Source organism: Yinghuangia sp. YIM S09857 (genome assembly GCF_051388915.1).
Lineage (GTDB): Bacteria > Actinomycetota > Actinomycetes > Streptomycetales > Streptomycetaceae > Yinghuangia.
Genome location: NZ_JBPKBH010000001.1, coordinates 291132 through 318118, shown reverse-complemented (window position 1 = coordinate 318118; position 26987 = coordinate 291132). Strand labels below are relative to the sequence as shown.

The window sequence follows — 26987 nt, the reverse complement described above, 5'->3', positions numbered from 1 at the left end:
CCGGCCCCCCGCCGGCGCCTCCTGCTGGAGGTGGTGGACGCAGTGGCGGAGGCGTGGGACGGCCAGGGCCCGGGCGTTCGCCTGTCCCCCTACTGGTCGGCCGCGTGCTTCAGCCCCGACACACGGACGCTCGACGAGTACGACGCGCTGGTCTACGCGCTCAACGACCACCCGGTGACGTACCTGCACCTGCGGGGCCGCGACCTCGACGCACCGGGCGGACGGCCCGACCTCGACGCGATCTCCCGCTACCGGCGGCTGTTCGACGGCCCGCTCGTCGCCAACCTCGGCTTCGACCGCGACTCCGGCAACGCCGCCGTGGCCCGAGGCACCGCCGACGCCGTCTCGTTCGGCACCCCGTACATCGCCAACCCGGACCTCGTCGAACGCTTCGCCCTCAACCGCGAACCGTCCACCCCCGACCCGACCACGTTCTACACGAGCGGCCCCGAGGGCTACGCCGACTACCCGGCAAGCACCACAAGTTCCCCGACGACGGCCGCCTAGCATCACCATCGTGACGGACTCACCCCGCCTGCACCTGCGCACCTTCACCCCCGGCGACGCCGCCCTGCTCGTCACGTGGCTGCGAAGCGAAAGCGAACTCACCACCTGGGCGGGCACTGCGTTCACGTGGCCCCTCACCCCGGCCAAACTGGCCGCCTACGCGGCAGAATCCGCCGACGGCACACGCCTCACCTGGACCGCGGTCGCCGGAAAACCCGTCGGTCACGCGTCCATACGCCTCGAAGATGGCGACGACCCTGCCCCACAGCGGCACGGGCGGCTCGGGCGGGTGCTGATTGCGCCCCACGCCCGCGGCGAGGGTCTCGGAGTCGAACTGCTCGCGGCGGTGGTGCGGACCGCCTTTGACGGTCTCGCCCTCGGCGAACTGCGGCTCGGCGTGTACCGCCACAACACCACGGCCCTTCGGCTGTACGCGCGGTTCGGCTTCCACCTCGTGTCGACTCGGCCACCGGCGGCGGGACTCGGAGACGGATGGGCCGTCTGCGAGATGGTTGTGGCGCGTTCGGGGGTTTTGGGGGGCGTGGTGTCTGGGACATGATCGGCGCGTAAGTGGGATAGTCGGCCGGCTGCGGCACGGGCCACGATCATGGGGCCGCCGACGACGGGGAGGATGGCGTGGCCGATCACGCGATGTTGCGTCCGCATGAGATCGCGCACGTGTGCGCCGCGTACGGGCTTTCGGTCCGGGAGGTTTCGCGTCTCACGGGCGGCACTGTCAACACCCACCTGCTCGTGGACGCCGGGGATGCGGGGCACTTCGTCCTCACCGTGCTGGACGCGCGCGAAGTGGCGGCGTTCTCCCGGCTGGTCGGGGTCATGCGGTGGCTGGCCTCCGCGGGGTACCCGACCGGTGCGCCGCTGGACGGCGACGGCAAGGCGCCGCGCGGCCGGGCGGTGATCGTGCGGCCGTACATCCACGGCACCTGCCACGACACGCTGCCCGCAACGCTGCTGCCCGCGGCCGGTGCGGTGCTCGCAAGGTTGCACGGACTCGGCTTGCCGCCAAGGGAGTTGCGGCTGCCGGAGAACGCCCGGGGGCTGCCCGAGACGGCCGTGGCGATGATCGAGGCGTTCCCGGACCGGGAGTTCGCCGCGTGGATGCTGCGCAACGTGGCCGATCCGCCGCTGTCCGGCGCGCGGGGCTGCATCACGCACGGGGACCTGTTCTCGGACAACCTCGTCGAGACGGACGACGGTTCACTGCGCGTCCTCGACTGGGAAACGGCGTCGGTCGACGACCCGCTCCTCGACCTCGGAATGGCCGTGGTGGGCCTGGGGATCGAGGACGGCGTGTTCCGCACCGGGCGGATCGCGGCAGTCGTCGACGGGTACCGTGCGGTGCGCCCGCTCTCCCCCGGCGAGCTGCACCGGCTCCGCGAACTCTCGGTCTACGCGGGCTCGATCGTCGCCTTCAACCGCTACGTGCGCCGCGACGACCCGCGCGCCCGGCCGTTCGGGACGACGGTCACCGCCGTGGACGGCCTGCGCGACGCGTGGCCGGTGGCGTACGGGCAACGGCCCATGGTCGGCCCCCGCAGATAGCCGGACGGCAGAACAGCGGAGGGACAGGACAACGGCGGGGTGCGGCTCGACGCGTGTCGCGAAGAGCCGCACCCCACCGGGGTGTTGGGCCGCCCGGCCGGATCAGCCGTGCTTCTCCAGTTCGACCTTCGGCAGCAGCCGCGCCAGNCCCCCCCCCCCCCCCCCCCCCCCCCCCCCCCCCCCCCCACCGGGGTGTTGGGCCGCCCGGCCGGATCAGCCGTGCTTCTCCAGTTCGACCTTCGGCAGCAGCCGCGCCAGCGGCGCCGGGAGCCACCAGGCACGCGGCCCCATCAGTTGCATCGCCGCCGGCACGATGAGGCAGCGGATGATCACCGCGTCCACGAAGATGGCGAACGCCATGCCGAACCCGCTCTGCTGGAGCGCCCGTTCGGGGCTGAACAGGAACGCGCTGAAGACCACCACCATGATGGCCCCGGCCGCGGTGATGACCGAGCCGGTCTGCGCGAGGCCCTCGCGTACCGCCTGGCTGTGGTCCTTGCTGCGCTCCCACTCCTCGTGCATGCGGGACACCAGGAAGACCTCGTAGTCCATCGACAGCCCGAACGCGATCGCGAACAGCACGACCGGCACCCACGGCTCGATCGGCCCCGGCTCGACGCCGAACCAGCCGTGCTGGAACACCAGGGCCATGGCGCCGAGCGACGCCCCGATGCTGATCAGGTTGAGGATCGCCGCCTTGAGCGGGATGAGGATCGAGCGGAACACCACCATCAGCAGCAGGATCGATACTCCCACCACGATGACGATGAACAGCGGCATGCGCTCGGCGACCTTGTCCGAGTAGTCCTCGGCCGCGGCCGTCGCGCCGCCCACCAGGTAGTCGGCGCCGGTCGATTCGCTGAGCCGCGGCAGGACGTCGCCGCGCAGGTGCCCGACGAGGTCCGAGGTTTCCTCGTCCTGCGGTGCGGTGGTCGGGAACGCGATGACCGTCGCCACCAGGCCGTCGTCGGTGGGCATCGGGTCCGCCACCGCCGCGATGCCGGGGGTGTCGCGCAGGGTCTGTGCCGCGCTCTCGCCCGCGGCGGCCGCGAGACCGCCGCCGTCGGCGGCGCCGGTCCCCTGGGTACCGGCAGTTCCGTCCACGACGATGACGAGGGGACCGTTGAAGCCGGGACCGAAGCCGTCCGCCAGCAGGTCGTAAGCCTTCCGGCTGGTGCTGTCCGACGAGTCGTTCCCCGCGTCGGAGAAGCCGAGGCGCAGGTTGAGCGCGGGAATGCACAGGGCGCCGAGTGCCACGGCCGCGATCAGCAGGGCGACCAGCGGGCGCCGCTGCGCCGCGACGCCGATCCGGCGCCACGTGGTGCCCTCCGGCGCCTTGCCCTTCGCGGCGCGCTTGGCGGCGCGGGCCGGGAACTGCCGGGCGAAGCGCGGGCCGAAGAAGCCGAGCAGGGCGGGGAGCAGCGTGACGGCCGCGATCATCGTCATGAGCACGGTGAGTGCGACGGCAAGTGCCATGCCCTGCAAGGAGCCCAGCCCCAGGGCGACGAGGCCGAACAGCGCGACGATCACCGTGCAGCCGGCGAAGAACACCGTGCGCCCGGCGGCGTCCAGTGCGGTCGTCGCGGCCCGTTCGGGGCTTTCACCCTTGACGAGTTCGCCCCGGTAGCGGGCGAAGATCAGCAGCGCGTAGTCGATGCCGACGCCGAGGCCGACCAACGCCATGATGTACGGCACCCATTCGGCGAGCGTGAACACGTGCGACGCGAACACGACGACCGCGAGCGCCGAGCCGACCGCGAACAGTGCGGTCACGATGGGGAGTCCGGCGGCGATCAGGGTGCCGAACATGAACACGAGGATCACCAGCGCGGCCGCGATGCCGGCGGCCTCGGCGCCGCTGCTGTCGCTCTCCGCGAGCACGCGGGCGGCCTCGCCGCCCAACTCGACCTGGAGGCCCTCGTGTTCGGCCGTCTTGGCGGCCTTGAGGATCTTCTCGGTGTCGGACTTGGCCATTTCCTCCGACGTTCCGTCGAGGAGGACGGTGGCGTAGCCGATGCGTCCGTCGGGGGCGATCGCGGAGGGGTCCGCGTACACGCTCCGGACCTGGGCGACCTTCGGGGCCCCCGCGACCTGGCCGAGCATCGTCTCGACCTGCTGCCGGGTCGCCGGGTCGCGCAGGTCGCCGTCGGAGCGCAGCACTATTTCCAGGGTGTCGCCCGCCTGCGCCGAGCCGTGCTCGTCGAGCAGGTCGACCGCCTTCTGCGACTGCGCGCCGGGGATCGTGTAGTCCTCGCGGTAGTCGCTGCCGGTCACGGTGGCCGCGCCCCATACGCCGACGAGAACCGCCACCCACAGTCCCAGGGCGAGCCATTTGCGGCGTTGGGCGAATCCGGCGATGCGGGCGAAGATCCCCGCCCGCACCGGTGTATGGACTTTCTCTTCACTCAGCGTCATCGGTTCTTCCCGTGGAGTGGTATCGGTGGAACGTGTTCGCCCGCTTGACGGCGTGGCGGCCAAATGTGTGACATCGGCCCGCGCGGCGATCTCCACGGCGGTGGCCGAGACGGCACTGCCCGGCGGCGTTCGGGCGCCCCTGGCGCACCCGTGGCGAACGAATCCGGTCATTGCGGGGGCGCGGGGTCATCCAGGTGCGCAAGGATCCGCACCATGACGTGGATACCGGACGCGTACACACTGCCGACCGGGGACCGTCCGCCGCGGGCGGCGGCCTTCGACGCGCTCTTCGCGGACGCCCTGGTCGGCGCGGGGCGCCTGGGTGCGACACGTGCCCGCCTGGTGTTTGCCGCCGCGGCCGAGGCCCGGGTACGCGACCTGGTGACGCGCGGCCCGGCCTGCCCCGCGCCCTTCCGCTTCACCGTCCAGGAACCCGCGTTGGGCAGGGTGGCGGTGGAGGTGGCGGTCCCCGAGGAGTACGCCGCGGACCTGGACGCCCTGGTGGTGCGCGCCACCACCGCAGCAGGCACTCGATTGGCCGCCCCCGCGCCCCTGCCGAGGTCATCCCCGCCGCGGGCGCCGGGCTCAAGGGATCCCGAACTCCCCTGACGCCGAAGGGTGTCCGCTGAGGGACCGCGGCCGACGCGGAACACCCCCGGCGCAGCAGGCCCCCAAGGACGTGCCCGCGACGCGCCGGTGCCCGCCTTCGGGGCGTTGACCTGCGAGTATGGGCGCATGTCACGTACGTTCGACCACCTCGTCGCCGAGGCCGAGTCCGTCTCCGTCGCCGGGTGGGACTTCTCCTGGCTGGACGGCCGTGCGACCGAGGAGCGGCCGTCCTGGGGCTATCAGCGGTCCATGGGCGAACGCCTCGCGGCCGCCACCGCGGCGCTGGACATCCAGACCGGTGGCGGCGAGGTGCTGGCCGGTGTGCCGACCCTCCCGCCGCTGACCGTCGCCACGGAGTCCTGGCCGCCCAACATCGCCGCGGCGACCCGGCTGCTGCACCCGCTCGGCGTGGCCGTGGTAACCGACGAGGACGAGCCGCCGCTGCCGTTCGGCGACGCGGCGTTCGACCTCGTCGTGAGCCGCCATCCCGTCACGGTGTGGTGGGACGAGATCGCCCGCGTACTCCGGCCCGGCGGCACGTACTTCTCGCAACAAGTCGGCCCGGCAAGCGTGTTCGAGCTGGTCGAGTTCTTCCTCGGCCCGCAGCCCGAGGAGGTGCGCCGCGCCCGGCACCCGGACGACGCGCGCAGCGGCGCGGAGGCGGCCGGGCTCGAAGTGGTCGACCTGCGCGCGGAGTCGCTGCGCACCGAGTTCCACGACATCGGTGCGGTGGTCTACTTCCTGCGCAAGGTGATCTGGATGGTCCCGGACTTCACCGTCCAGCAATACCGGGACCGGCTGAGGGAGTTGCACGACCGGATCGAGGCGGATGGCCCGTTCGTCGCACGGACCACCCGCTTCCTGATCGAGGCGCGCAAGCCCGCCTGACGGCCGGGCGGCCACGCGACGGTTCAGGCCGGTGACACCAGGTCCGCGTACTCCGGGCTCCAGAGGTCCTCCGTGCCGTCCGGGAGCATCAGGACCCGGTCCGGGCGCAGCGCCTCGATCGCCGCCTTGTCGTGCGTGACCATGACGATCGCCCCCGGGTACGCGCCGACCGCGCCCAGCACTTCCTGCCGCGACAGCGGGTCGAGGTTGTTCGTCGGCTCGTCCAGCAGCAGGACGTTCGCACCGGAGTGCACCAGGCCCGCCAGCGCCAGCCGCGTCTTCTCGCCGCCGGACAACACCCCGGCCGGCTTGTCCGCGTCGTCGCCGCGGAAAAGGAACGCACCGAGTACGCCCCGGACTTCGTCGTCGGCGAGGTGCGGCGCCGCGGCCGCCATGTTCTCGCGCACCGTGCGCCGCGGGTCGAGCGTGTCGTGCTCCTGCGCGAAGTAGCCCAGCCGCAGGCCGACTCCGGGCACCACCCGGCCGGAGTCCGGTGCCGCGGTGCCCGCGAGGATGCGCAGCAGCGTCGTCTTGCCCGAGCCGTTGAGCCCGAGCACGACGATCCGCGCGCCCCGGTCCACCGCCAGGTCGACGCCGGACAGGACGGGCCGCCCGGCGTACGCCTTGGCCAGCGACACCGCCCCCAGCGGCATCCGCCCGCACGGTGCCGGTTCGGGCAGCCGGATCCGCGCGACCTTCTCGGCCCGGCGCGTCGGCTCAAGGTCGGCGAGCATCCGGTCCGCGCGCCGCGCCATGTTGCGCGCGGCGACGGCGGTGGACGCGCGGGCGCGCATCCGGCCGGCCTGCGCGTGCAGCGACGACGCCTTGCGCTCGGCACTGGCCCGCTCGCGCGCCCGGCGCCGGTCGTCGGCGTCGCGCTGCGCGACGTAGGCGTCCCAGCCCAAGTTGTGCACGTCGAGGGCCGCGCGCTGGGCGTCGACGTGGAACACGCGGTTCACCGTGTCGGCGATCAGCCCGGTGTCGTGGCTGATGAGCACCAAGCCGCCGCGGTACGACGCGAGGTATCCGCGCAGCCAGGCGACCGAGTCCGCGTCCAGGTGGTTCGTCGGCTCGTCGAGGAGCAGGGTGTCGTGGTCGGCGAACAGGATGCGGGCGAGTTCGACCCGGCGGCGCTGTCCGCCGGACAGCGTGCCGACCGCGCGCGCGAAGGCGTCGTCGGGCAGCCCGACGCCCGCCGCGACACGGGCGGCTTCCGCCTCGGCGGCGTATCCGCCTCGGACCTCGAACTCCGCTTCGGCGCGGGCGTATTCGTCCATCGCGCGGTGCAGCGCGTCGTCGCCCGCGCCGACCGCCGCGCTGGACGCGGTGCCCATCGCGGCCTCGGCCGCGCGCAACCGCCGCACGGCGTGGTCGAGGCCGCGCGCGGACAGGATGCGGTCGACCACGGTCGTCCGCGGATCCGCGGCCCGGGGGTCCTGGGGCAGATAGCCCACCGACCCGCCGCGCGTCACGGTCCCGGCGGCCGGAGCCGCCTCACCGGCGAGCGTGGTGAGCAGGGTCGTCTTGCCGGCGCCGTTGCGGCCCATCAGGCCGATGCGGTCGCCGGGGGCGATGGTGAAGGAGATGTCGGAAAGCAGCAGGCGCGCGCCGACGCGCACGTCCGCACCGCGGACGGTGATCATGGGTTGACGCTCCGGGATAACTCAAGGACACACGGGTGGCGTGGATGCGTGTGTCGGAGCTAGGAGATCCGGGGCGTAGACATGCGGCCGAGTCTAGGTGGGACGGGCGTCGGACCGCGAACGGATATTACCGGCGGGCGACGTCCGCACCGCCCGCCCACGGTCCGGGATCGCCCGGTCAGGGCCCCGGCGAGGACCTGGTCAGCGGCAGGTCGGGGGGAGGTCGGGCCAGCGCAGAACCCGGTACGGCGCGTGCAGGCAACCGTCCGGATCCGAACATGCGGCGGTCGATGCGAACACGGCTCAGAGCGCGTCGTGGAAGACGATGCCCAGAGCATGCCGGCGCCCGCTCCGCACCGTGCTCACGCCGTGCCGCATCGGGGCCGTCGACCAGCCGCGCACGGATCGGACCGGGCGGTCGCGCGTGGTGAACACGAAGCCCTGTCCCTGCGGCAGGGTGGTCGCCATCCCGCGCGACTGCGCGCGCGGCCGCTGCTCGACCAGCAGGAACTCGCCGCCGGTGTAGTCCTCCTGCGCGACGTCGAGGCCGACGACTACCTGGAGCGGGAAGACGAGGTCGCCGTACAGGTCGCGGTGCAGGGCGTTCCAGTCGCCGGGCCCGTAGCGCAGCAGCAGCGGGGTGGGCCGCACCTGCCCCGCGGCGTGGCACCGGGCGAGCCACTCCCCCAGCGTGTCGGGCCAGGGGGCCGGACGCCCGAGGCGCGCGGCCCAGGCCCGAGCGACGGGGAGCAGCCGCGGATACAGCGCCTCGCGCAACTCGGCTACCACGTCCGGGAGTTCGTACGCGAAATAGCGGTACTGACCGGACCCGAACCGGTGGCGGGCCATGTCGACGGTGCTGCGGAAGACCTCGGGTCGGTCGTACAGCGCGGCCAGGGCCCGGCACGTCTCGGCGTCCAGCAGCGGGCCGGTGAGCGCCCCGCCGTACGCGTCGAGTTCCTCCGCGACAGCGTTCCAGTCCGTCGCGGCGACCGACCGGGTGAGCGGGCTGGCGGTTGCCTGGGTGGCCATAGTGCGTCCTCGGGTACCGGCGGTTGTGTCACTTCCAACTGTGCGCGTCGCAGCCGCCGCGGTCCGGCGGAAATCGGACATCGCACCGCGCACCCGCGCACCGCCGTGTCATCGCGCGGAATGCCCGGGATTCTGCTGCGATGAGGGTTATGACTGATCCTCAGGTGGTGGTCGAACGGCGCGTCGCGGCGCCGCCGGACCAGGTGTGGCGCATCCTGACGGACCTGGAAATCGCAGCCGACACCCTGAGCGGCGTGTCGAAGACCGAGATCCTGACCCCGGGTCCGTTCGGCGTCGGCACCCGGTGGCGCGAGACCCGCACGATGTTCCGCAGGCAGACGACGGAGGAGATGACGGTGACGGCGTACGATCCGCCGCACCGCTACGTCGCCGAGGCGGACTCGCGCGGCGTGCACTGCACATCGGAGCTCTCGGTGGCCCCGGACTTCGACGACACCGCGATTCTCCGGATGGCCTTCGCCGCCCGGTCGGCGGGTGGTCCTGCCGGGTTCTTCGGGAAGCTCTTCAACCGCCTCGGGCAGAAGGCCGTGGAGACGGCGATGAAGCAGGACCTGGCCGACATCGCCGCGGCGGCCGAACGCGCCGAGCGTTGAACGGCCGCGCCCCGGGGCTCACCTCGGGCTGAGCCGCACCACCGGGTACACGCGCTCCGACTTCGCCTGGTATTTCGCGATCCGCGGCTGCGCGGCTGCGATGCGCTGCCAGGCCCGCTCGCGCTCGTCGCCGGTGAGGCGCCGCGGCACCACCGGCTCGGCGGGCCGTCCCGGCATCTCGACGGCCGCCCGGTCGGGATGGGCCAGCAGGTTCGCGTGCCAGTCGGGGTGCCGGCTGCCGCCGCCGGAGGCGACGACGAGCCACGCGTCGTCGCCGTCCGCGAACCAGGCCACCGGGGTCTCGCGGCGCGCCCCGCTGCGGGCGCCGGTGGTGTGCAGGAGCAGGACGTCCATCCCCATGAACGTGCCCTTGCCGCGGCGGATCTTCTTGGCCATCCGGGCGTTCGCCTTGTGCTGCATCCAGCGCGAGAACGCCCCGGGCGTCCCCGGCTTGCGCTTGCCGTTGCTCGGGTCCTGGGTCACGGTCGGCCTCGAATCGGTGTGCTCGGTGTGCTCGGTGTGCTCGGTTTTCCGGGGGTTGTCCATGCCGCACACGCTAGGAGCGGCCGGTCGCGCCCGCTTCTCGATTCCTGATCGATCATTCCTGTTCGGTCATCTCGACCGATCATTCTCGTTCGGTCATTCCTGTTCGGTCATTCCTGATCGCCCGCCCGGAGCCGGTGGGGCGGTCCGGGCGAGCGTCGCGGCGGGGTGAGAATGGCGGTATGGATCTTCGAGTGTTCACCGAACCCCAGCAAGGTGCGAGCTACGACACGCTGCTCTCGGTCGCGCGGGCGACCGAGGAGTTGGGCTACGACGCGTTCTTCCGGTCCGACCACTACCTCCGCATGGGCGACGGCGACCCGCTGCCGGGTCCCACGGACGCCTGGATCACGCTGGCGGGCCTCGCCCGCGAGACGAAGCGCATCCGCCTGGGCACCCTCATGACCGCGGCGACGTTCCGGCTGCCCGGGGTGCTGGCGATCCAGGTCGCCCAGGTCGACGCGATGTCCGGCGGCCGTGTCGAACTCGGGCTGGGGGCCGGGTGGTTCGAGGAGGAGCACACCGCGTACGGGATTCCGTTCCCGAAGGAGAAGTTCGACCGCCTGGAGGAGCAGCTCGCGGTCGTGACCGGCCTGTGGGAGACGCCGGTGGGCAAGACGTACGACTTCGCGGGCACGCACTACACGCTCAAGGACTCCCCCGCGCTGCCCAAGCCCGTGCAGAGTCCGCGCCCGCCCGTGCTCATCGGCGGTCACGGGCGCAAGCGCACGCCCGCGCTCGCGGCGCGCTACGCCGACGAGTTCAACATCCCGTTCGCGAGCACCGCGGACAGCGAGCGAATTTTCGGCTGGGTGCGCGAGGCGATGGCCGAGCAGGGGCGTCCGGCCGACAGCATGGTGTTCTCCAACGCGCTGGTGGCGTGCGTCGGACGCGACGACGCCGAGCTGGCGCGGCGTGCGGCGGCGATCGGACGCGAACCGGCCGAGCTGCGCGAGAACGGCCTCGCGGGCAGCCCGGCCGAGGTGGTCGACAAGATCGGCCGGTACGCGGCGCTCGGCTCGACCCGGGTCTACCTCCAGATGCTGGACCTGTCCGACCTGGACCACCTGGAGCTGATCGCGTCGCAGGTCATGCCGCAGCTCGGCTGAGCGCCTTCTCGAAGGGCCACGGCGCGAACGGGGGCGCGTCCGTGTCGAACAGCGCGGTGTAGCCGGTGGCGAGGTAGAGCCCCTTCGCCTCCGGCTGCCGCGGCCCGGTGGTCAGGTAGACGCGCGTGTAGCCGCGGGCTGCGGCGGTGCGTTCCAACTCCGCGAGGACCTTGCGGGCGAGCCCGCGGCGCCGGTGGTCCGGGTGCGTCCAGATGCGCTTGAACTCGGCCGTCTCCGCGTCGTAGCGGCGGAACGCCCCGCCCGCAACCGCCTCGCCGTGCTCGAAGAGCAGGACGAACGCCCCGTCCGGCGCGTCGAACTCGTGCACCGGGAACCTGGTCATCTCGTCTGCGGCGAGCGGGCCGTAGAGCGTGTCGTACTGCTCGCCGAGTGCCTGGAGCAGCGGCGCCGCGGCCGGGTCGGTGATCGGCAGGTGACGTACGTCGAACTCCGCCTCGCCGGCGGGGCCGTCCAACTCCCGCGACCCGGCGGGTACGGCTTCCCGCGACATCGGGCTCGGAGTCGGGCTCGGGGTCGTGCTCGGGCTCATGCGGTGTGCTCCCGTGGGGTGTCGTCGGCGGGCTCGGCGAGTCCGACCAGGTCGGCCATCCGGGCGACGGCCTCGGCGAAGAACGCGTCGGCGGGGTCGAAGCTTCCCGCGAACGTCCCGAACAGTTCGAAGCCGATCATGCCGGAGAGCTGCGACCAGGCGATCACCGCCCGGACCGCGGCGGCGGGCGGCAGGTCGGCCCCGACCAGTGACGCGGCCAGCGCGCCCTGCGCGGCGAGTTCCGGGGCCAGTTCCGGGGCGGGTTCCGGGGCCCGCGCCGCGGAGCCTCCGGGCCCGGCGGGCGGCTCGGCGAGCAGGCCCGCGACGCGGGCGTCCTGCACCACGCCGAGAAGGGCCACCGGGACGCGGCTCGCCGGTCCGACCGTGTCCTGAGGGGCCTGGTAGCCGGGGACGGGCGTCCCGTAGATGAGCGCGTACTCGTGCCGGTGCGCGATGGCCCAGGCGCGGGCGGCGGCGCACTTGGCGGTCCAGCGGGCGCGCGGGTCGGCCGCGGGGACGCCGTCGTCGGCGCGTTCGACCGCTTCGCCGAGCCCGTCGTAGGCGTCGATGATCAGCCGGGTGAGCAGGTCGTCGCGGCTCGGGAAGTAGCGGTAGAGCGCGGACGAGACCATGCCGAGTTCGCGCGCCACCGCGCGCAGGGAGAGGCGCTGGGCGCCCTCGGAGGCGACCTGGCGGCGGGCCTCCTCGGTGATCTCGCGGGTCAGCTCGGCCCGGGCGCGGTCACGGGCGGTACGGCTCGCGTTCATGCCGGGAGTCTGCCACGCGGCGGATCGCCGCACAAAAAAGAGAGCACTGCTCTTGCGCGGACCGCGCGGCGTCGGGCATGCTCTTCCCAGGCAAGCGAGAGCAGTGCTCTCGAAAACGAGCATGGATCACACCAAGGAGTCGTCACCATGACCGCAACCACCGGGACCGTCGCGAAGGACAACGTCCGGGACACCGCCGACCAGTCCGCGGGCACCGCCGCGCGGGGCACCGGCCAGGCAGCCGGGAACCGGCTGGTCACCGCGGGCCGGGCGGCCGCCACGGTCAACCGTGTGGTCGGCTGGCTCACCCGGCACGGGATCAGCCTCGCCGGCAGCCGCATCCTGGCGGTGCGCGGGCGCAAGTCGGGGCAGTGGCGTACGACGCCCGTCAACCCGCTGACGCACGGGGACGACCTCTACCTCGTCGCGCCGCGCGGCCACACGCAGTGGGTGCGCAACCTCCGCGCCGCCGACGGCGGCGAACTGCGCCTGGGCAAGCGGACCGAGGCCTTCACGTACGTCGAACTGGCCGACCACGAGAAGCCGGACGTCCTGCGCGCCTACATCAAGCGCTGGAAGTGGGAGGTCGGCGTGTTCTTCGACGGTGTCGACGCGACGGCGAGCGACGACGAACTGCTGCGCATCGCCCCGGGCTACCCGGTGTTCCGTATCCGGACCCAGGGCTGACGCGGCATTTCCTACTCTGCGGGCGGTGCCTGACGGGGCTTCAGCTCCAACTCGTAGAGCACCGTGTCGATCCAGCGGTTGTGCTTGAAGCCCACCTCGGTGAGGCGCCCGGCCTCCGTGAACCCGAACGACTTGTGCAGCCGCGTCGAGTTGTTGTCGTCGCCACCGTCGGCGATCACCGCGAGGACGCGGCGGACCCCCGCGTCCGCACACAGCGGCAGCAGCGTCGACAGCAGCGAGCGGCCGACGCCTTTGGCGGTGTGGTCGGGCGAGATGTAGACGGTGTCTTCGGCGGTGTGGCGGTACGCGGGCTTGGGCCGCCACGGCGCGGCGTAGGCGAAGCCGACCACCTGCCAGTCCGCCTCCGCGACGAGGAAGGGCAGGCCGCGGGCGTGCAGGTCGTACGCCTTGGCCCGCCAGTCCTCGGCCGTCGGCGGCACCTCGTCGAACGTCGCGACGCTGTTGTGGACGTAATGGGCGTAGATCGCCGCGACCGATTCAAGGTCGTCGGGGTGGGCCGGCCGGATGCGGACGGACTCGGCGGACATGAAGACACTCCTTACTCTTTCCGACCCGCAAGGTGCGCGGGCCGACAACGATCCTGCCGTGTCGGCGGACGCGACTCACCGAGAGGTCAGCGCGTCGTACGCGGGCCGCACAAGATCGGCCGGATTCCGGCCCCGAATGGCCAGGTCCGGCACGCCGAGCCGGGCAACGGCCGGATCGGCCGCCATCGGGGCGTCGGGGGCCATGGGCACCGCGCCGCCCCAGAAGTCGGCGACGCGGGAGGCGAGGTCGGAGGTGGGCGACTCCGCCGGGCCTGCGGCGGCCGGGCCCGCCGGACCCGAGCCCGTCGCGTCCGGGTTCGTGGTGCCCGGGCTCATCGCGTGCGAGCGCGCCTCGGCCGCGCCCGCTCCCCCGGGTGAAGTGCCGCTCACGCCTCCGCCTCCTCCGACAGTGCGACCAGTTCCCGCAGCGCCTCGGCCGACAGGTCGGTCAGCCAGTGCTCCCCCGACGCACCCGTCGCCGTGCCCGGGGCCCCGACCACCGACGCGGCGAGGCCGCGCTTGGCCGCGATCAGCGCGTCGACGCGCTCCTCCACCGTGCCGACGCAGACGAATTTGCGTACCTGCACGTGCTGTCGCTGCCCGATACGGTACGCCCGGTCGGTCGCCTGGTCCTCGACCGCCGGATTCCACCACCGGTCCACGTGCACGACCTGGTTCGCCGCGGTGAGGTTCAGGCCGGTGCCGCCCGCCTTGAGGGAGAGCACGAAGACCTTTGGCCCGTCCGGGTCTTGGAACCGCTCGACCATTTCGTCGCGCCGCCGTCCGGTGATCCCGCCGTGCAGGAACAGCACTTCGGTGCCGAGGCGTTCGGCGAGGTGGTCGCGGAGCAGCGCGCCGAACCGGGCGTACTGCGTGAAGCACAGCGTCTTGTCGCCCTCGGCCACCGCCTCCTCCAGGATCGCGGCGAGGCGGTCCACCTTGCCGGACCGCCCGGCCACCGGGGTGCCCGTCTCCTTGAGGAACTGTGCGGGGTGGTTGCAGATCTGCTTGAGCTTGCCGATCGTCGCGAGGATCAGCCCCTGCCGCTCGATGCCCGCGGTGTGCGCGACGCGGTGGTCCATGTCGGCGACGACCGCCCGGTACAGGCCCGCCTGTTCGGGTGTCAGCGAGCACAGGACGGTCATCTCCTGCTTGGCCGGAAGGTCCGCGGCGACCGCCGGATCGCTCTTGTGGCGGCGCAGCACGAACGGCGCGGTCACCCGGCGCAGCGCCGCCAACGCGGCCTCGCTGCCGTTGCGTTCGATGGCGATCGCGTAAGTCGCCTTGAACTGCTCGGCGCTGCCGAAGAGTCCGGGATTGGCGAAGTCGAGGACGGAGTGCAGCTCGGCGAGGCGGTTCTCGACGGGTGTTCCGGTCAGCGCGATGCGGTGCTCGGCGGGCAGCGCACGGATGGAACGCGACTGGTGCGTCGCGATGTTCTTGATGTTCTGCGCCTCGTCCGCCACCACGCGCCGCCACCGGACGGTGCCGAGGACGGCGGCGTCGCGGTGCGCGGTCTCGTACGTCGTGATCACGATGTCCGTGTCGCGCACGGCGTTCCGGAACTGCTCGTCGGTGCGGCGGTCGGCGCCGTGGTGGATGTGGACGCGCAGTCCGGGCGTGAACCGTGCCGCCTCGCGCGCCCAGTTGCCGACCAGGGACATCGGGCAGATGACGAGTGTGGGCGCCAAGGGCACGCCGCCGACTTCCTCTTCGTGCTTCTCGACGGCGAGGAGTGCCAGGGTCTGCACGGTCTTGCCCAGGCCCATGTCGTCCGCGAGCACGGCGCCGACGCCCAGTCGGGCGAGGAACGCCAGCCAGTCCAGGCCCCGTTGCTGGTACGGGCGCAGGGTGGCGGCGAACGCGTCCGGCAGTACGGTCGGGCGGTCGCGCAACGCGTCGGCTCCGGCGAGGAGTTCGCCGAGCCACGCGTCCGCGTCGATGCCCAGGACCGGCAGCCCGGCGACGGTGCCCGCCGGGTCGATCGCGGTACGCACGACCTCTCCCGCCGCCATGACACCGGCGCCCTGCCGGGCGATGAACGCCGCGGCGGCCGCGATGGCGGACCGGTCGGCCTCCGTCCACTGGCCGCGGAAACGTACCAACGGCCTTGTCGCTGAGGCCAGTTCGCGCAGCTCAGCCTCGGTGAGCACGGCATCGCCGAGCGCGGCACGCCATTCGAAGGCGACGACGGCGTCCTGGTCGAGGAGGCCGCCCCCGGTGACGAGGCCGGGCGTACGGGTGCGGGCGGTGAGCGTCAGACCCACCTTCGGCGGGTTGCGCCACCAGGTCGGGAGCAGCACGCCGAAGCCCGCGTCGGCGAGGGCGGGCGCGGCGTCGCGGAGGAACGCGAGGGCGCCGTCGCGGTCGAGGCGCACCTTGCCGGGGCGGGCCTCGCGCAGCGTCGAGTCGAGCACCGGCCAGGCCCTGGCTGCGCGTTCGAGGTCGGCGAGGAGGACATCCTGCGGCTGGTACTGCTTGCGCTCGAAGACGTTGAGCACCGGCCCGGCGGTCCACACGCGCGAGGCCTCGACGAGCAGCGACGGTTCGTCCGGGGCCTGGAGCAGGATGTCGACGCGCCAGTTGTCGTCGGTGGTGCCGCCGAACAGGTCGGCGGGGTCCGGGCCGAGTGGTTCGACGAGGCGGAAGCAGGTGCGCAGCGGCCGTACTGGCGGGGCCTCGCTGCTCTGCCAGCGGGCGAGGGCGTCGCGGAGGCGTACGACGTCCTCGGTGGAGACGGGGGCGGTGGGGCCGGAGAACGCCGGGTCGGCGGGCGCGGCGTCGGCGGGGCCCGCGACGGCCCCGGTTCCCGCCGCACCGAGAGTGGCGTATGTCGTACGCCCCAACGGCGCCAGCGGCCCGATCCGCCCGCTCGGGCCGGTCAGCGCCGCGAGCCACCTTTCGGCCGCGGTCTCGGGGCCGCGCGGCGGACGGCCCGTGGGCAGGAGCGACGGCTGTCCGTCGAGGACGGCGCGCACCTCGCGGTCGACCAGCACGTCGAGCAGGTCCGCCACGAGTTCCATGGCGCCGACCGCATCCGCGCCGCTCGTGTCGTCGCCGGGCGGCCCTGCGGCGGCTCCCGCGGCCCCGGCGCGCACCTCGGCGCGGCAGACGGGAGGGCATGCCTCGGCCAGCGCGCGGATGAGCGACCAGTCGTCCTCGGTCGGCGCGGGCCGCCACCGCGCGACGGCCGTGCCGTCCTCGACCACGAGGTCCGGCAGCACCCGGCCGCGCCCGGCGAGCCGCCAGGCCACGTCGTGCACCGCGGTCAGCCAGCGCAGCGAGGCGCCGTAGGGGACGTCGACCGCACCCTCGGCTGCCGTCTCGGTGCGCAGCGCGGCGTGCCGGGGATCGAACAGCGCGCCCAGGAGCTGCGCGGCCTCGTCCGCGTCGAAGACCAGCGCGGGCACGCGCCACGGCCGCAGGGCGAGGTCGGGACGGGGGCCGCGCACGGGCTCGCCCGGGATCTCGGGGGACGGCTGGGGCCGGGTGCCTCCGAAGGTGGGCAGCAGCAACCCGGCCCAGCGGTGGCGCGCCCGGCCGACCAGCCACTCCAGGCCGGGTCCCACGCCGCCGAGCAGTTCGGCCAGCAGGTCGGTGGAGCACGCGTGCGGGTGCGCGGAGGGGCCTTCGCCGGCGGGCTGCGACCGGGGCCGCCCGTCCTCGCCCCAGACCGCGAGCGTCCGGTCCGCGCGCCAGAGCGCGTGCAGAGCGAACACCGCGTGCCTTCCCGTCGTGCCTTCGTACGCCCCCGGAAGTGGCAGCCGGAGCGTGCCACCCCGGCAGCCTATGCGCCGCGTCCGACAGCCGCGGACCGGCGGGGAGCCGTACGCCCGCGCGGCCCCGCTACGGCTCGATGCGATCCCCCGGCTTGGGCAGGTGCAGCCGGTCGGCCAGTCCGGCCGACGCGAACGCGGCGACGAGCGAGTCCGCGCCCTCGGTGAAGTGCCCCCAGTGCTCGAAGTGCAGCGGGACCACATGTGCCGCCCCGAGGATCCGGGCCGCTTCGGCGGCGTGCGCGCTGGTGAGCGTGAGCGGCCCGTCGGCGACGGGGGTGCGCGCGGCACCGGCGAACAGCAGCGCGACGTCGACCGGACCGACCCGTGCGGCGATCGTGCGGACGACGCCGAGCGAGGCGTTGTCGCCGCTCACGTACACCGACGGGAGGCCGTCCCCGGCGAGGACGAAGCCGGTCACCTCGCCGGTCAGATGCTCGGTGCCGTCGGGTCCGTGCTGCGCGGGGACGCCCGTGATGCGCAGCAACCCGCCGTCGGGACGCGGGAGTTCGATGGTCTCCCAGTTCGGCAGAACGCGCACGGTGCCGCCGAGGCGGCCGTGCGCCGAGGCGGTGCTGAGCACCAGCGGCGCGTCCGCGAGGAGGGCGCGTCCGGAGTCGTCGAGGTTGTCCGGGTGCTGGTCGTGCGACAGCAGTACGGCGTCCACCGCCCCGACCTCCGCCGCGCCGAACGCCGGTCCGGCGGTCTTCACCAGCGAGCGGGCGCCTACCGGATGCTCGCCGGGCGGGTCGAAGGTGGGATCGGTCAGCAGGCGAAGGCCGCCGATCTCCACGACGGCGGTGGGGCCTCCGACGTACCGGACGGCAAGGCGGGTCATGGGCTTCTCCTGACGGGCGCGGCGGCGATTGAGGCGGTCGATCAGCGCAACCGGGCCGTCTCAACGATCATTCCGGGCGCGACGGATGCCCCGGCAGGGGTTGGGGGCCGGGGCATCCGTGTCGTGGGGCGGAGCGGTGTCCGCTTGTGGGGTGGGCTCAGATCCGGGTGGAGGCCAGGGCGGCGGACTCGGTCGGGGTCTCGGAGCCGTGGTCGGCCTCGAAGGACTCGGTGGCCTTGGTGGCCTCAGTGGTCTCGGTGGCCCCGGCGGTCTCAGGGGTGTCGGCGGCGGCCTCGTCCGCACCGTCGGCCTGCCCGGCACGGCGGCGGCTCAAGGCGATGCCCGTGAGCACGATGGCGATACCGAGGACCATCCGGATCCCGAACGGCTCGCCGAGCGCGAGGGCGCCGAGCAGCACTGACACCGGTGGGAGCAGGTAGATGACGGACGAGGCCACGGCCGGACCGTCGTCGAGCAACAGCCGGTAGTTGAGGAAGATCGCCACACCGGTGCCCAGGATGCCGAGCACCGCGATGGCGGCGAAGGCGTCGAACCGGGCGTCCACCGCCAGATCGCCGGTGAACGGCAGTACGGCGGCGAGCATCGCGGTGGCGGCGGCGAGCTGCGCGCCGCACAGCGCGACCGGGTCGATGCCGCGCGCGGCCAGGAAGCGGTCGAGGTACAGGTAACTGACGGCGTAGCTGAACGCCGCCACCATGATCATCGCCGCGCCGGGCCCGAACGCGCCCTTGGCCTGCCAGGGCGCGAGGATCAGCAGCACGCCCGCGAAGCCCAGGAACAGCCCGGCGACCTGCGCGAACGACAGGCGCTTCCCGCTGCCCACCAGCACCGCGAGGAGCAGCGTCCACAGCGGGGTCGTGGCGTTGATGACGCCGGCGATGCTGCTGTCCACGGTCTCCTCGCCGAAGGCGAACAGCGCGTACGGCAGCGCGTTGTTGAAGAACGCCGCCACGGTCAGGTGCCCCCACGTGCCGAGGCCGGCCGGGAGGCCGATGCCGCGCACCCGGGTGAGCGCCAGCAGCACGGCCGCGCCCAGCCCGACCCGGACGAGGGCGACCTCGACGGGCGGGAAGCCGCGCAGGGCCAGCTTGATCCACAGGAAGCTGGAGCCCCAGATGGCCGCGAGCAGCGCGACACGCGCCAGACTTCCCCACCGCAGCGTGCCGCCCATGGCCCGGTTCCCTCCGCTGTCGTCAGCGGCGCGGGGTGCGCCGCCGTCCGGGATCCAGGCTGCCGCGGCAGAACTGTTTACGTCCATCGACAAAATCCGAACCGGAACATTAAGTCTGGACTGAACAATCAGCGGTGGCCTACCGTGGCGGACATGACCTCTCCGTCCGACCTCGACCTCCGCAAGGTGCGGGTGCTGCGCGAACTCGACCGGCGCGGGACGGTCTCCGCCGTCGCGGACGCACTGCACCTGACGCCCTCGGCGGTGTCGCAGCAGTTGACCGCGCTGTCGCGGGAGACGGGCGTACGCCTGCTCGAACCGGCGGGCCGCCGGGTGCGGCTCACCGGCGCGGCGCGGGTGCTGCTCCGGCACGCGGACCAGCTTTTCGCGCAACTGGAGCGCGTACAGGCCGATCTGGCGGCGTATCAGGAGGGCGCGACGGCGGAGGTGCGGATCACGGCGTTCGGTTCGGCCATCACCGGGCTCGTGCTGCCGGCGCTGCGCGACCTGCGCGGGCGGCGGCCGGGGTTGTCGCTGGTGCTGCGCGAGTCCGAGCTGCCCGAGGGATACACGGGACTTGTGGCCGGCGAGATGGACATCGCGATCGTCATCGCCTCGCCGGACGGCCCGGCGGGCGACGACGCGCGGTTCGCGCGGGTGCCGCTGCTGTCCGACCCGCTCGACGTCATGATGCCCGCGGACCACCCGCTCGCCGCCGCCCGCGAGATCTCGCTCACGGACCTCGTGGAGGAGACGTGGGTGACGGGCTCGGTCGGCGCGTGCAGCCAGTTGACGGCGACCGCGTGCGCGGCGGCCGGGTTCGCACCGCGCGTCCGGCACCGGGCGGACGAATGGACCACCATCTTCGGCCTGGTCGAAGCCGGCCTGGGGATCTCGCTCATCCCCCGCCTGGTGAGCGCGAACATGTCGGCGATGACGCCGCAGCACACGAACAACGTGGTGCTGCGGGTGCTGGAGGGGCAGGCCCCGCAACGGCACATCGCCGCGTACGTCCGCAATGGCTCCGAGTCGGCCCCGCACTTGGCCACCGTCCTGGACGCCCTGGCGGCGCAGGCGACCCGCATCCGCACGGGCCGCCCGATGGCCGCGGCCTGACGCATCCTGCGCGGCGGAACTCCCGCGCGTGAGCAGCGCGCGTGAGCGTGAGCAGCGCGCGTGAGCGTGAGCAGCGCGCGTGAGCGTGAGCAGCGCGCGTGAGCGTGAGCAGCGCGCGTGAGCAGCACGCGGGCCCCGGCTGCGCACATGCGTTCGCCCGGCGGCGGAACGTGACGACGATCACGTGGCATCGGCACAAAGTTGCGCGGAACGAATCCGCGCCCCGAGCCCTCCTCCCACCGACAGACCGACACACACCACACACGGTCAGACCGACGCGCCAATCGGCCCGAGTCACACTTCGGCCGGACGCGCCGTCAGGTTCTCGGAAGGGGATCCGTCGATGGGCAACGTATTCGCACCGTGGCACGCCTCGACCGCCCGTCGCGCCGGTACCGCCGTCGCGGCGCTGCTCGCGGGCGACGCCTTTGTGCACGCCTTCTGGACGACCGGCGCGACGTGGCCGGCCGCTTCCACGAAGGGCCTGTCCTACGCCGTACTCAACGCCGATGTGCCGTTCACCCCAAGGGTGTTGCTTCCGCTCTGCGCGCTGCTGACCACGGCGGCGGCATGCGTGTACGCGCACTCCCACCGCGTGGGCGGGCGCAGGGTGCGGGCGGCGGTGCGGCTGGGGACGGCGGCGGTCGCGGGCGGGCTCTCCCTGCGTGCGGCGGCCGGGGCCGTGTGGATCACGGGAGTGGGGGTCGACATGGACACGCCGTTCTACTGGCTCAATCTGGTGCTCTACACGCCGATGTGCGTCGGCTTCGGGTACGCGGCAATGCGCCTCGCCACGATCCCCGGCGACCCGCCGCCGTCGACGACCGCCCCGACACACCCCGAGGCATCGACGGGAGCGCGGGCGGAGGCGCGCCGGACCCGGCCCAGCGAAGCGTTCGAGGGATGATCTCCCCTGTGACCGAGCAGCCCCCGCGGAGGCCACCCGGGCGCCCGCCCGCCGAGGCCGCGGCCGCGCACGAAAGAGCGGCCGCGGCTGGGGACATGGCCGCGGACCGTGCGGAAGAGCGCGGGCACCCACCCGCCGCCGCGGACCAGCGCCCGGTTCCCCCGACGTCCACCGGCCCGTCCGGCACACCCGCCGCCGACCGCCGCACGCGCGGGATCGCGCTCGCCGTCGCCGCACGGCGTGGCGACACATTGGCCATGAACGACCTGCTCGACCACCTCATCCCCTTCGTCTCCGCCATCTGCGGTCCCATCGCCCTGAGCAGCCGCCAGGACGCGGTCCAGGAGACGCTGGTGGCGGTCTTCCGCGCGCTGCGGACGCTCGACGAGCCGGAGGCGCTGTACTCGTGGGTGCGCGCGGTCGCCGTACGCGAGGCCGTCCGGGTCGCACGCCGCGACGCGCGCACTCTCCCCGTCGAGCCGATCGACCTGCAGGCTCCCGGCGACCCGCAGCTTGCCGCCGACATCGGCGACGTCGTCGCCCGCCTCTCCCCCGAGCACCGCGCGGTCCTGGTGCTGCGCGACGTGGAGGGGCTGGACGAGCGGGAGGCCGCCGAACTGCTGGGTGTACCCGAGGGCACGGTGAAGTCCCGGCTGCACCGCGCCCGCGCCGGATTCCGAAGGATGTGGTCGTCATGACCGGCACGGTCGAGGACATGGCCGACGGCACTCCCGCACTCGGCGCGGTGGCGCGTATGCGCGTCATGGCCGCGGGGGTCCGCGGCGCGCGCGTGGTCGAAGGGGTCGTCCCCGCGTCCTTCGCCGACGTGTGGCTCGTGATGGGCGACCTGGAGGGCGGCTTCGGCGAGTTCCAGCCGGACATGCGCAAGGTGCGCGTCGAGCGGCTGGACGGGGACCGGGTCACCGCCCTCGCGCACAGCCGGTACGGCCCGCGGGCGCGCCTGCACGGCGTACTGCGCCCGGGCTGGTGCTGGTTGCAGAGCCGCTTCCTGGTGGTGGGCATGGCCGCCGAGCCGACCGGGAACCAGGACCACGGCACAGCCGGTGCCGTGGGCGGGACGCGCGTGGCGCTGACCGGCGGAGTCCGCGTCCCCGGCCGGGCGATGCTCCTGCCCGGCGCGGAGCGCGAACTGCGGCGCGCGCTGGCGCTCCTGACGGTCCGTGTGGTCGGTCCTGAGGGGGACTGACAAGCGCGTTCTTGCGGTTGCATCGCATAACCTGGACATGTACTGTCCAGGTTATGCGGATGAACGAAGGCGTCGAGTGGGCGATGCATTCCTGCGTCAACCTGTCCTGGGTCGCCCCCGACCGGGCGGTGACCGCGGCCAAGCTGGCCGCGTTCTACGAGTTGCCCACCGCGTACCTCAACAAGCAGCTCCAGGCGCTCGCCCGCGCCGACATCCTGGCCTCGACCCCCGGCCCGCGCGGCGGGTTCCGCCTCGCCCGCCCGGCGGAGCGGATCACGCTGATGGACGTGGTGACCGCGATCGAGGGGCCGGACGAGGCGTTCCGCTGCACCGAGATCCGGCAGCAGGGCCCGAACGCCGACGCCCCTACGGACAATCCGACGCCCTGCCTGATCGACGAGGCCATGCGGCACGCGGACCTCGCCTGGCGCCGCGAACTGGCCTCCCGCACCATCGCCGACATCCGCGACAAGGTCGAGGAACGCGCCCCCGGCCGCCCGGACCAGGTGCGCAACTGGTTCGAGAACGCCCGGGTCTGACACACCCCCGACCGAACCGGGCGTGCTCCCCTACGACTTCCACCCCCGGCCATCCGCGCGACAACACCGCCGAAGCACTCGCCCCGACCCCTACCGAGCCCTCGGCCCGACCACCCGCGCCCCCTGCACTCCGATGCGCCGCCGTCCGATCGACAGCGGCAAATCCTAGATACCAAATATCCAGGACACGACGCGAAAGAGAGGTGCCGCGATGACCACGGCCGCACTCCGTGCCCACCCCCGCAGCATCCGCCCCGCCGAAGCGGGCGGCACCCGCACCTCCGCGGCCGCAGAGCCGCGCCGGATCCCGGCGCTCTGGTTGGCCCTCCTCGCCACCCCCGTCGCGGCCACCGCCAACGCGCCCGTGCTGATCCTCCCCGAGATCGCGGGCGACCTCGTCACCTCCACGGCCACCGCGACCTGGCTGGTCACGACGTTCGCCTGGGCCATGGCCGTCGGTACGCCGCTGGTCGCGGGCCTGCTGCGGCACCGCGGAGCCACCGCCGCGTTGCGCATCGGAACGGCGTTCGTCGTCCTGGGCACCGTGGCGGTCGTGCTGTCCCCCTGGCTGCCGCTCCTGCTCGTCGGCCGCGCGGCGCAGGCGTTCGGCGGCGCGGCCCTGGTCACCGTGGCCATGAACCTCGCCGGGGACGTCCGACGGATGGGCGTGATCACCGCCGGGTTCGCCATGTGGGGCGCGGTGGGCCCGCTGGCCGGGTCGGCCGTCACGTCCGCCGTCTCCTGGCGCGCCGCCCTGGTCATCTCGGTCGTCGGCCTGCTCGCGGTGCCGGCGGTCGCGGCCCACCTGCGAGCGCAGGCCCGGCACGACATGCGTGCGTCCGAAAGGCCCCGTACCGAACGCACGGACGCGGTGCAGGCGTTCGACACACGCGGCGCCGTCGCGCTGGTGACGCTGGTGACCGCGCTCGTCCTGCTCCCGCACTTCACGCTGCCTTCCCTCGCCGTGGCCGCCGTCGCCGCGGTGCTGCTGGCGCTGCACGTGCGGACGCGCCCGCTCGGGTTCGTCCCCGTCGCGCTGCTGCGCAGCCCCGTGTTCCTGTCCTCGGCCGGCCTGGCGGGCATGCTGTCGACGGCGTACTTCGCCCTGCTCTTCGCGGTGCCGCGCCTGATGGACGACGCCACAACGTGGGGCAAGGGCACGATCGGCGTCGCGCAGATGGCCGCCCTGCTCGTCGGCGGCGCGGCCTCGTGGGTGCTCGCAGCGGTCTCGGACCGCCTGGGCCGGGGCCGGGTCACCGTCGTGCTCGTCGCCCTCGGCGTCGTCGGTCCGGTGGCCGCGACGTTCGCGCCCTGGGCGCCGGTGCTGGTCGTCATCCCGGCTCTCGCGGTGCTCGCGGCCTCCGGCGGGCTGTCGACGCTCGGCGTTCGGGCGTCGGACGCCGCACCCGCCCCGCTGCGCCCGGCCGCAATCGGGCTGCTCAACCTGGCGTACCAGCTCGGCGGCGCATTCGGGCCCGCCATCGCGCTGCTCGCGGTGTCCTGAACCGCCCCGCGCACACAGGCAAGTTCGACCAGGTGTTCCCCACGCGCCCCTCCTCCGTCACCACGGCGCAAGAGGGGCACGTGCCTGTCTGCGGCGCCAACTGCGATGGACTTTGCCCTTGTTGCCCTGCGCGGGGGTGGGCAGGCTGGCGGAGTCAGGGGGCGGAGAACTGTCTGTGCGGCGGGAGTTGGGCCCGGTTCCGGGCACAGGCCGAGTGCCTTCGGCCTGCGCGAACCGGGCCGGGCGACACGGTCCGCACGACACGGGCCGCACGACCCGGACTGGGCGACGTGAGGAGCATGCCGTGCGCGTTGCGGTGGTGGGTGGCGGAATCGGCGGCCTTGCCGTCGCGCTGTTCCTCGCCCGGAGGGCGCACGACGTCACCGTGTTCGAGCGCGACGGCCGCCGGGCCGGAGGCGGGCTCGACGTGGACGCCTTCACGTGGGTCCGGCCGAGCGTCCCGCAGGCCGCGCAACCGCACCTGCTGCTCGCGCCGGTGCGCCGCGTGCTGCGCTCCGACGCCCCCGACGTGTACGCGGCGATGCGCGAGCTCGGCGCCGAGGAGTACCACGAGTTCGACTGGTTCGACACGCCGCCGCCCTACCGGCCCGGCGACGAGGACCTGGTGACCGTACGCGCCCGCCGCATCGTCCTGGAGACCGCGCTCGCGCGGGCCGTCGCCCGCCAGCACGGCGCCAACCTGCGCCTCGGCGCCCCCGTCCGCGCGCTCGACCTCGACACGTCGGGCCCGCTGCCGCACGTCGCGGCGGTACGCACCGACCACGGCCGACACCGCGTCGACCTCGTCCTCGACTGCGCGGGACGCCGGTCGCCGCTGCCCCGGTTGCTCGCCGACGCGGGGTGCCGGGCGCCGGTCGTGGAGAGCCATCGCACGGGGCTCGCGTACGTCTGCCGGTGGTACCGGCTGCGCGGGGAAGCCCCCAAGCGGGTGCGGCCGGTGTCCATGGCGTCCTTCGGGAGCGCGGCGGTGTTCCCGTCGGACAACGGCGTCTTCGCGGTCGCGCTGCTCGTCGCGACCGCCGACCCGACCCGGGGCGCGCTGCGCGATCCGGCGGTGTTCGACACGGCCGCCCGGCTGTTCCCGTCGGCGGCGGCGTGGCTGGACCTCGCCCCCCGAACCGCTCACCGGCGTACGGGCGATGGCCGGTCTCGACAATCGCTGGACCTCGCTCGTCGACGACGCGGGGCCGGTGGTGACCGGGCTGGCCGGTGTCGGCGACTCGGTGATGCACACCAACCCAACGCTGGGGCAAGGGTGTTCGTTGGCATTGCAGGAGGCCCAGTGGGTCGCGGCGAACTCCGGTGACGCGGAACGGGATCCGGCCGGTTTCGCGCTGGCGTACGCGGCGTGGTGCGGTTCCGCGCTGCGCCCGTGGTTCGACGTGCAGGTGGAGGCGGACCGGGGCCTGGCGACTGTGATGGGTGCCGTACGGGATTCCGACGCGCCGACCGCACCGCCGGACCGCGACGTCGCCCGCATGGCGCGGTCGGCGTGCGCGTACGAGGACCCGGTCGTCATGCGCGCGCGTGCGAAGGTGCAGCACCTGGCGGAGGTCCCGGCCGTGGCGTACGCGGACGAGGAGGTCCGGCGGCACGTCGACCTGTGGCTGGCGGCCCGGGGCGGCCACGTGCCGGGGCCGGACGGGCCGGGGCGCGAGGAGTGGTTGGCCGCGGTCGGCGTGTGACCCTTGCCCCGATTGGCCCTGCGATGCCCGGCTCGGTGGATCATCGGCCTGCACGTGCCGCGGGACACGGCTTCCAGGATTTTTTCGGACCCGGCGATTAGTTTCGGTGCGGAGGCCGGTCTACCCCTCCGAAAACGCGGCGCACTCGCCGCACGCACACCGCACAGCAACAAGAAGCCAGAAGCCACCAGAGCGAGGAGCCCGCAATGTCCGAGACCCCCATGGCCACCACCATGATCGACAACGGCGACGGCGACGTCACCTTCGTACGGGAGTTCGACGCCCCGCGTGAGGCGGTGTTCGCCGCCTACACCGATCCGGACCAGATCGTGAAGTTCTTCGCGCCGGAGGGCCTGACGGTGCCGCGCGAGAGCGTGACCCTGGAGCCGTGGAAGGGCGGGCGGTGCGAACTCACCATGGTCATGGGCGACATGGAGATCCCGTTCGCGGGCGTGTACCTCGACGTGGTCGAGCCCGAGCGCCTGGCGTTCCACGTGCCCGGCGAGGCGATGAAGCAGGAGATCACGCTGACCGACCTGGGCGACGGCCGGACCCGGATCACCCTGCACCAGACCGACGTCCCCGAGCAGTTCCGCGGCGAGATGGCGCACGCGGGCTTCGACTCCAGCTGGAACCTGCTCGCGCAACACCTGGCCGCCTGAGCCCTGTCGGGGAAGGGCGCTGCCGAGGGGGGGCGGTGTGGCACGGCCGGAGGACGACCGGCCGT

The 26987-nt window shown here is 73.3% G+C and carries 27 protein-coding genes and 1 pseudogene; 17 read left to right on the top strand and 11 right to left on the bottom strand.

Annotation, left to right across the window (positions count from 1 at the left end; genetic code table 11):
* The 3 genes and pseudogenes from ACRX5S_RS01440 to ACRX5S_RS01430 form a co-directional block, all read left to right on the top strand.
* Positions 1-507 (top strand): annotated as a pseudogene (locus ACRX5S_RS01440) (alkene reductase); the annotation flags it as partial.
* Between the two features lie 10 nt (positions 508-517).
* Positions 518-1066 (top strand): GNAT family N-acetyltransferase, encoded by a 549-nt coding sequence (locus tag ACRX5S_RS01435; RefSeq protein WP_436770809.1) that lies wholly within the window; start codon positions 518-520, stop codon positions 1064-1066.
* Between the two features lie 77 nt (positions 1067-1143).
* Positions 1144-2070, top strand: coding sequence for a phosphotransferase (locus tag ACRX5S_RS01430; RefSeq protein WP_436770808.1), 927 nt, complete (start codon positions 1144-1146; stop codon positions 2068-2070).
* Between the two features lie 213 nt (positions 2071-2283).
* Here the strand turns inward: ACRX5S_RS01430 and ACRX5S_RS01425 are convergent, their stop codons facing one another.
* Positions 2284-4485: an MMPL family transporter gene (locus ACRX5S_RS01425; protein WP_436770807.1), complete on the bottom strand. Its 2202-nt coding sequence runs from the start codon at positions 4483-4485 to the stop codon at positions 2284-2286.
* A gap of 213 nt (positions 4486-4698) precedes the next feature.
* On the opposite strand from ACRX5S_RS01425, the gene ACRX5S_RS01420 reads away from it, so the two are divergent.
* On the top strand, positions 4699-5094 hold the full coding sequence (locus ACRX5S_RS01420; protein WP_436770806.1) for a hypothetical protein: 396 nt from the start codon (positions 4699-4701) through the stop codon (positions 5092-5094).
* Between the two features lie 126 nt (positions 5095-5220).
* Positions 5221-5982, top strand: a complete 762-nt coding sequence (locus ACRX5S_RS01415) for a methyltransferase domain-containing protein (protein WP_436770805.1) — start codon at positions 5221-5223, stop codon at positions 5980-5982.
* Between the two features lie 23 nt (positions 5983-6005).
* Here the strand turns inward: ACRX5S_RS01415 and ACRX5S_RS01410 are convergent, their stop codons facing one another.
* Both ACRX5S_RS01410 and ACRX5S_RS01405 read right to left on the bottom strand, forming a co-directional pair.
* The gene (locus tag ACRX5S_RS01410) at positions 6006-7625 is read right to left on the bottom strand and encodes an ABC-F family ATP-binding cassette domain-containing protein (protein ID WP_436770804.1); all 1620 of its coding nucleotides are present in this window, start codon (positions 7623-7625) and stop codon (positions 6006-6008) included.
* Positions 7626-7928: 303 nt separating this feature from the next.
* Positions 7929-8657, bottom strand: a complete 729-nt coding sequence (locus tag ACRX5S_RS01405) for a 2OG-Fe(II) oxygenase (RefSeq protein ID WP_436770803.1) — start codon at positions 8655-8657, stop codon at positions 7929-7931.
* Between the two features lie 149 nt (positions 8658-8806).
* On the opposite strand from ACRX5S_RS01405, the gene ACRX5S_RS01400 reads away from it, so the two are divergent.
* Complete coding sequence (locus tag ACRX5S_RS01400) at positions 8807-9271, top strand: SRPBCC family protein (protein WP_436770802.1); 465 nt, start codon at positions 8807-8809, stop codon at positions 9269-9271.
* Positions 9272-9289: 18 nt separating this feature from the next.
* Here ACRX5S_RS01400 and ACRX5S_RS01395 read toward each other — a convergent pair whose 3' ends face one another.
* On the bottom strand, positions 9290-9817 hold the full coding sequence (locus ACRX5S_RS01395; RefSeq protein WP_436770801.1) for a nitroreductase/quinone reductase family protein: 528 nt from the start codon (positions 9815-9817) through the stop codon (positions 9290-9292).
* Between the two features lie 179 nt (positions 9818-9996).
* Between ACRX5S_RS01395 and ACRX5S_RS01390 the strand changes: the two genes are divergently transcribed.
* Positions 9997-10923 (top strand): LLM class F420-dependent oxidoreductase, encoded by a 927-nt coding sequence (locus ACRX5S_RS01390; RefSeq protein WP_436770800.1) that lies wholly within the window; start codon positions 9997-9999, stop codon positions 10921-10923.
* On the opposite strand, the gene ACRX5S_RS01385 is transcribed toward ACRX5S_RS01390, so the two are convergent.
* Positions 10904-11434 (bottom strand): GNAT family N-acetyltransferase, encoded by a 531-nt coding sequence (locus ACRX5S_RS01385; protein ID WP_436771133.1) that lies wholly within the window; start codon positions 11432-11434, stop codon positions 10904-10906. The two genes, ACRX5S_RS01390 and ACRX5S_RS01385, sit on opposite strands and share 20 nt — an antisense overlap.
* A 35-nt stretch (positions 11435-11469) precedes the next feature.
* Entirely contained in the window at positions 11470-12240 is a 771-nt protein-coding gene (locus ACRX5S_RS01380; RefSeq protein WP_436770799.1) for a TetR/AcrR family transcriptional regulator, read from the bottom strand.
* Between the two features lie 147 nt (positions 12241-12387).
* Here ACRX5S_RS01380 and ACRX5S_RS01375 point away from each other — a divergent pair, with 147 nt between their 5' ends.
* Complete coding sequence (locus ACRX5S_RS01375) at positions 12388-12927, top strand: nitroreductase family deazaflavin-dependent oxidoreductase (RefSeq protein WP_436770798.1); 540 nt, start codon at positions 12388-12390, stop codon at positions 12925-12927.
* An 11-nt stretch (positions 12928-12938) separates the two neighbouring features.
* Here the strand turns inward: ACRX5S_RS01375 and ACRX5S_RS01370 are convergent, their stop codons facing one another.
* The 5 genes from ACRX5S_RS01370 to ACRX5S_RS01350 all read right to left on the bottom strand — a co-directional run bounded on the left by ACRX5S_RS01370 (position 12939) and on the right by ACRX5S_RS01350 (position 19281).
* Positions 12939-13475, bottom strand: a complete 537-nt coding sequence (locus ACRX5S_RS01370; protein ID WP_436770797.1) for an N-acetyltransferase family protein — start codon at positions 13473-13475, stop codon at positions 12939-12941.
* 75 nt (positions 13476-13550) lie between these two features.
* The gene (locus ACRX5S_RS01365) at positions 13551-13865 is read right to left on the bottom strand and encodes a hypothetical protein (RefSeq protein WP_436770796.1); all 315 of its coding nucleotides are present in this window, start codon (positions 13863-13865) and stop codon (positions 13551-13553) included.
* Complete coding sequence (locus ACRX5S_RS01360; protein ID WP_436770795.1) at positions 13862-17194, bottom strand: SNF2-related protein; 3333 nt, start codon at positions 17192-17194, stop codon at positions 13862-13864. The genes ACRX5S_RS01365 and ACRX5S_RS01360 overlap by 4 nt, the downstream gene beginning before the upstream one ends.
* A gap of 127 nt (positions 17195-17321) precedes the next feature.
* The gene (locus tag ACRX5S_RS01355) at positions 17322-18089 is read right to left on the bottom strand and encodes an MBL fold metallo-hydrolase (protein ID WP_436770794.1); all 768 of its coding nucleotides are present in this window, start codon (positions 18087-18089) and stop codon (positions 17322-17324) included.
* A gap of 157 nt (positions 18090-18246) precedes the next feature.
* On the bottom strand, positions 18247-19281 hold the full coding sequence (locus tag ACRX5S_RS01350) for a DMT family transporter (RefSeq protein ID WP_436770793.1): 1035 nt from the start codon (positions 19279-19281) through the stop codon (positions 18247-18249).
* A 153-nt stretch (positions 19282-19434) separates the two neighbouring features.
* Here ACRX5S_RS01350 and ACRX5S_RS01345 point away from each other — a divergent pair, with 153 nt between their 5' ends.
* The 9 genes from ACRX5S_RS01345 (at position 19435) to ACRX5S_RS01305 (ending at position 26922) form a co-directional block, all read left to right on the top strand.
* Positions 19435-20397 carry a LysR family transcriptional regulator gene (locus tag ACRX5S_RS01345; protein WP_436770792.1) on the top strand — a complete coding sequence of 321 codons (963 nt, stop codon included), beginning with the start codon at positions 19435-19437 and terminating at the stop codon, positions 20395-20397.
* Between the two features lie 343 nt (positions 20398-20740).
* Positions 20741-21304, top strand: a complete 564-nt coding sequence (locus ACRX5S_RS01340; protein WP_436770791.1) for a DUF3995 domain-containing protein — start codon at positions 20741-20743, stop codon at positions 21302-21304.
* A gap of 8 nt (positions 21305-21312) precedes the next feature.
* The gene (locus tag ACRX5S_RS01335; protein ID WP_436770790.1) at positions 21313-22002 is read left to right on the top strand and encodes an RNA polymerase sigma factor; all 690 of its coding nucleotides are present in this window, start codon (positions 21313-21315) and stop codon (positions 22000-22002) included.
* Complete coding sequence (locus tag ACRX5S_RS01330) at positions 21999-22511, top strand: hypothetical protein (RefSeq protein WP_436770789.1); 513 nt, start codon at positions 21999-22001, stop codon at positions 22509-22511. Before ACRX5S_RS01335 ends, ACRX5S_RS01330 begins: the two co-directional genes overlap by 4 nt.
* Positions 22512-22570: 59 nt before the next feature.
* Positions 22571-23050 carry an RrF2 family transcriptional regulator gene (locus ACRX5S_RS01325; protein WP_436771132.1) on the top strand — a complete coding sequence of 160 codons (480 nt, stop codon included), beginning with the start codon at positions 22571-22573 and terminating at the stop codon, positions 23048-23050.
* Positions 23051-23261: 211 nt separating this feature from the next.
* Entirely contained in the window at positions 23262-24554 is a 1293-nt protein-coding gene (locus ACRX5S_RS01320) for an MFS transporter (protein WP_436770788.1), read from the top strand.
* Between the two features lie 304 nt (positions 24555-24858).
* Entirely contained in the window at positions 24859-25881 is a 1023-nt protein-coding gene (locus ACRX5S_RS01315; RefSeq protein ID WP_436770787.1) for an FAD-dependent oxidoreductase, read from the top strand.
* Positions 25838-26260: a hypothetical protein gene (locus ACRX5S_RS01310; protein ID WP_436770786.1), complete on the top strand. Its 423-nt coding sequence runs from the start codon at positions 25838-25840 to the stop codon at positions 26258-26260. Before ACRX5S_RS01315 ends, ACRX5S_RS01310 begins: the two co-directional genes overlap by 44 nt.
* A 206-nt stretch (positions 26261-26466) precedes the next feature.
* On the top strand, positions 26467-26922 hold the full coding sequence (locus tag ACRX5S_RS01305) for an SRPBCC family protein (protein ID WP_436770785.1): 456 nt from the start codon (positions 26467-26469) through the stop codon (positions 26920-26922).
* Positions 26923-26987: the final 65 nt, after the last annotated feature.

What these genes read in the sequence shown, in the direction of transcription:
- ACRX5S_RS01370 (WP_436770797.1), bottom strand. Translation starts at nt 13,475, where the DNA reads ATGTCCGCCGAGTCCGTCCGCATCCGGCCGGCCCACCCCGACGACCTT.
- ACRX5S_RS01410 (WP_436770804.1), bottom strand. Translation starts at nt 7,625, where the DNA reads ATGATCACCGTCCGCGGTGCGGACGTGCGCGTCGGCGCGCGCCTGCTG.
- ACRX5S_RS01305 (WP_436770785.1), top strand. Translation starts at nt 26,467, where the DNA reads ATGTCCGAGACCCCCATGGCCACCACCATGATCGACAACGGCGACGGC.
- ACRX5S_RS01415 (WP_436770805.1), top strand. Translation starts at nt 5,221, where the DNA reads ATGTCACGTACGTTCGACCACCTCGTCGCCGAGGCCGAGTCCGTCTCC.
- ACRX5S_RS01400 (WP_436770802.1), top strand. Translation starts at nt 8,807, where the DNA reads ATGACTGATCCTCAGGTGGTGGTCGAACGGCGCGTCGCGGCGCCGCCG.
- ACRX5S_RS01405 (WP_436770803.1), bottom strand. Translation starts at nt 8,657, where the DNA reads ATGGCCACCCAGGCAACCGCCAGCCCGCTCACCCGGTCGGTCGCCGCG.
- ACRX5S_RS01420 (WP_436770806.1), top strand. Translation starts at nt 4,699, where the DNA reads ATGACGTGGATACCGGACGCGTACACACTGCCGACCGGGGACCGTCCG.
- ACRX5S_RS01390 (WP_436770800.1), top strand. Translation starts at nt 9,997, where the DNA reads ATGGATCTTCGAGTGTTCACCGAACCCCAGCAAGGTGCGAGCTACGAC.
- ACRX5S_RS01355 (WP_436770794.1), bottom strand. Translation starts at nt 18,089, where the DNA reads ATGACCCGCCTTGCCGTCCGGTACGTCGGAGGCCCCACCGCCGTCGTG.
- ACRX5S_RS01325 (WP_436771132.1), top strand. Translation starts at nt 22,571, where the DNA reads ATGAACGAAGGCGTCGAGTGGGCGATGCATTCCTGCGTCAACCTGTCC.
- ACRX5S_RS01320 (WP_436770788.1), top strand. Translation starts at nt 23,262, where the DNA reads ATGACCACGGCCGCACTCCGTGCCCACCCCCGCAGCATCCGCCCCGCC.
- ACRX5S_RS01425 (WP_436770807.1), bottom strand. Translation starts at nt 4,485, where the DNA reads ATGACGCTGAGTGAAGAGAAAGTCCATACACCGGTGCGGGCGGGGATC.
- ACRX5S_RS01350 (WP_436770793.1), bottom strand. Translation starts at nt 19,281, where the DNA reads ATGGGCGGCACGCTGCGGTGGGGAAGTCTGGCGCGTGTCGCGCTGCTC.
- ACRX5S_RS01395 (WP_436770801.1), bottom strand. Translation starts at nt 9,817, where the DNA reads ATGGACAACCCCCGGAAAACCGAGCACACCGAGCACACCGAGCACACC.
- ACRX5S_RS01345 (WP_436770792.1), top strand. Translation starts at nt 19,435, where the DNA reads ATGACCTCTCCGTCCGACCTCGACCTCCGCAAGGTGCGGGTGCTGCGC.
- ACRX5S_RS01340 (WP_436770791.1), top strand. Translation starts at nt 20,741, where the DNA reads ATGGGCAACGTATTCGCACCGTGGCACGCCTCGACCGCCCGTCGCGCC.
- ACRX5S_RS01380 (WP_436770799.1), bottom strand. Translation starts at nt 12,240, where the DNA reads ATGAACGCGAGCCGTACCGCCCGTGACCGCGCCCGGGCCGAGCTGACC.
- ACRX5S_RS01330 (WP_436770789.1), top strand. Translation starts at nt 21,999, where the DNA reads ATGACCGGCACGGTCGAGGACATGGCCGACGGCACTCCCGCACTCGGC.
- ACRX5S_RS01385 (WP_436771133.1), bottom strand. Translation starts at nt 11,434, where the DNA reads ATGTCGCGGGAAGCCGTACCCGCCGGGTCGCGGGAGTTGGACGGCCCC.
- ACRX5S_RS01375 (WP_436770798.1), top strand. Translation starts at nt 12,388, where the DNA reads ATGACCGCAACCACCGGGACCGTCGCGAAGGACAACGTCCGGGACACC.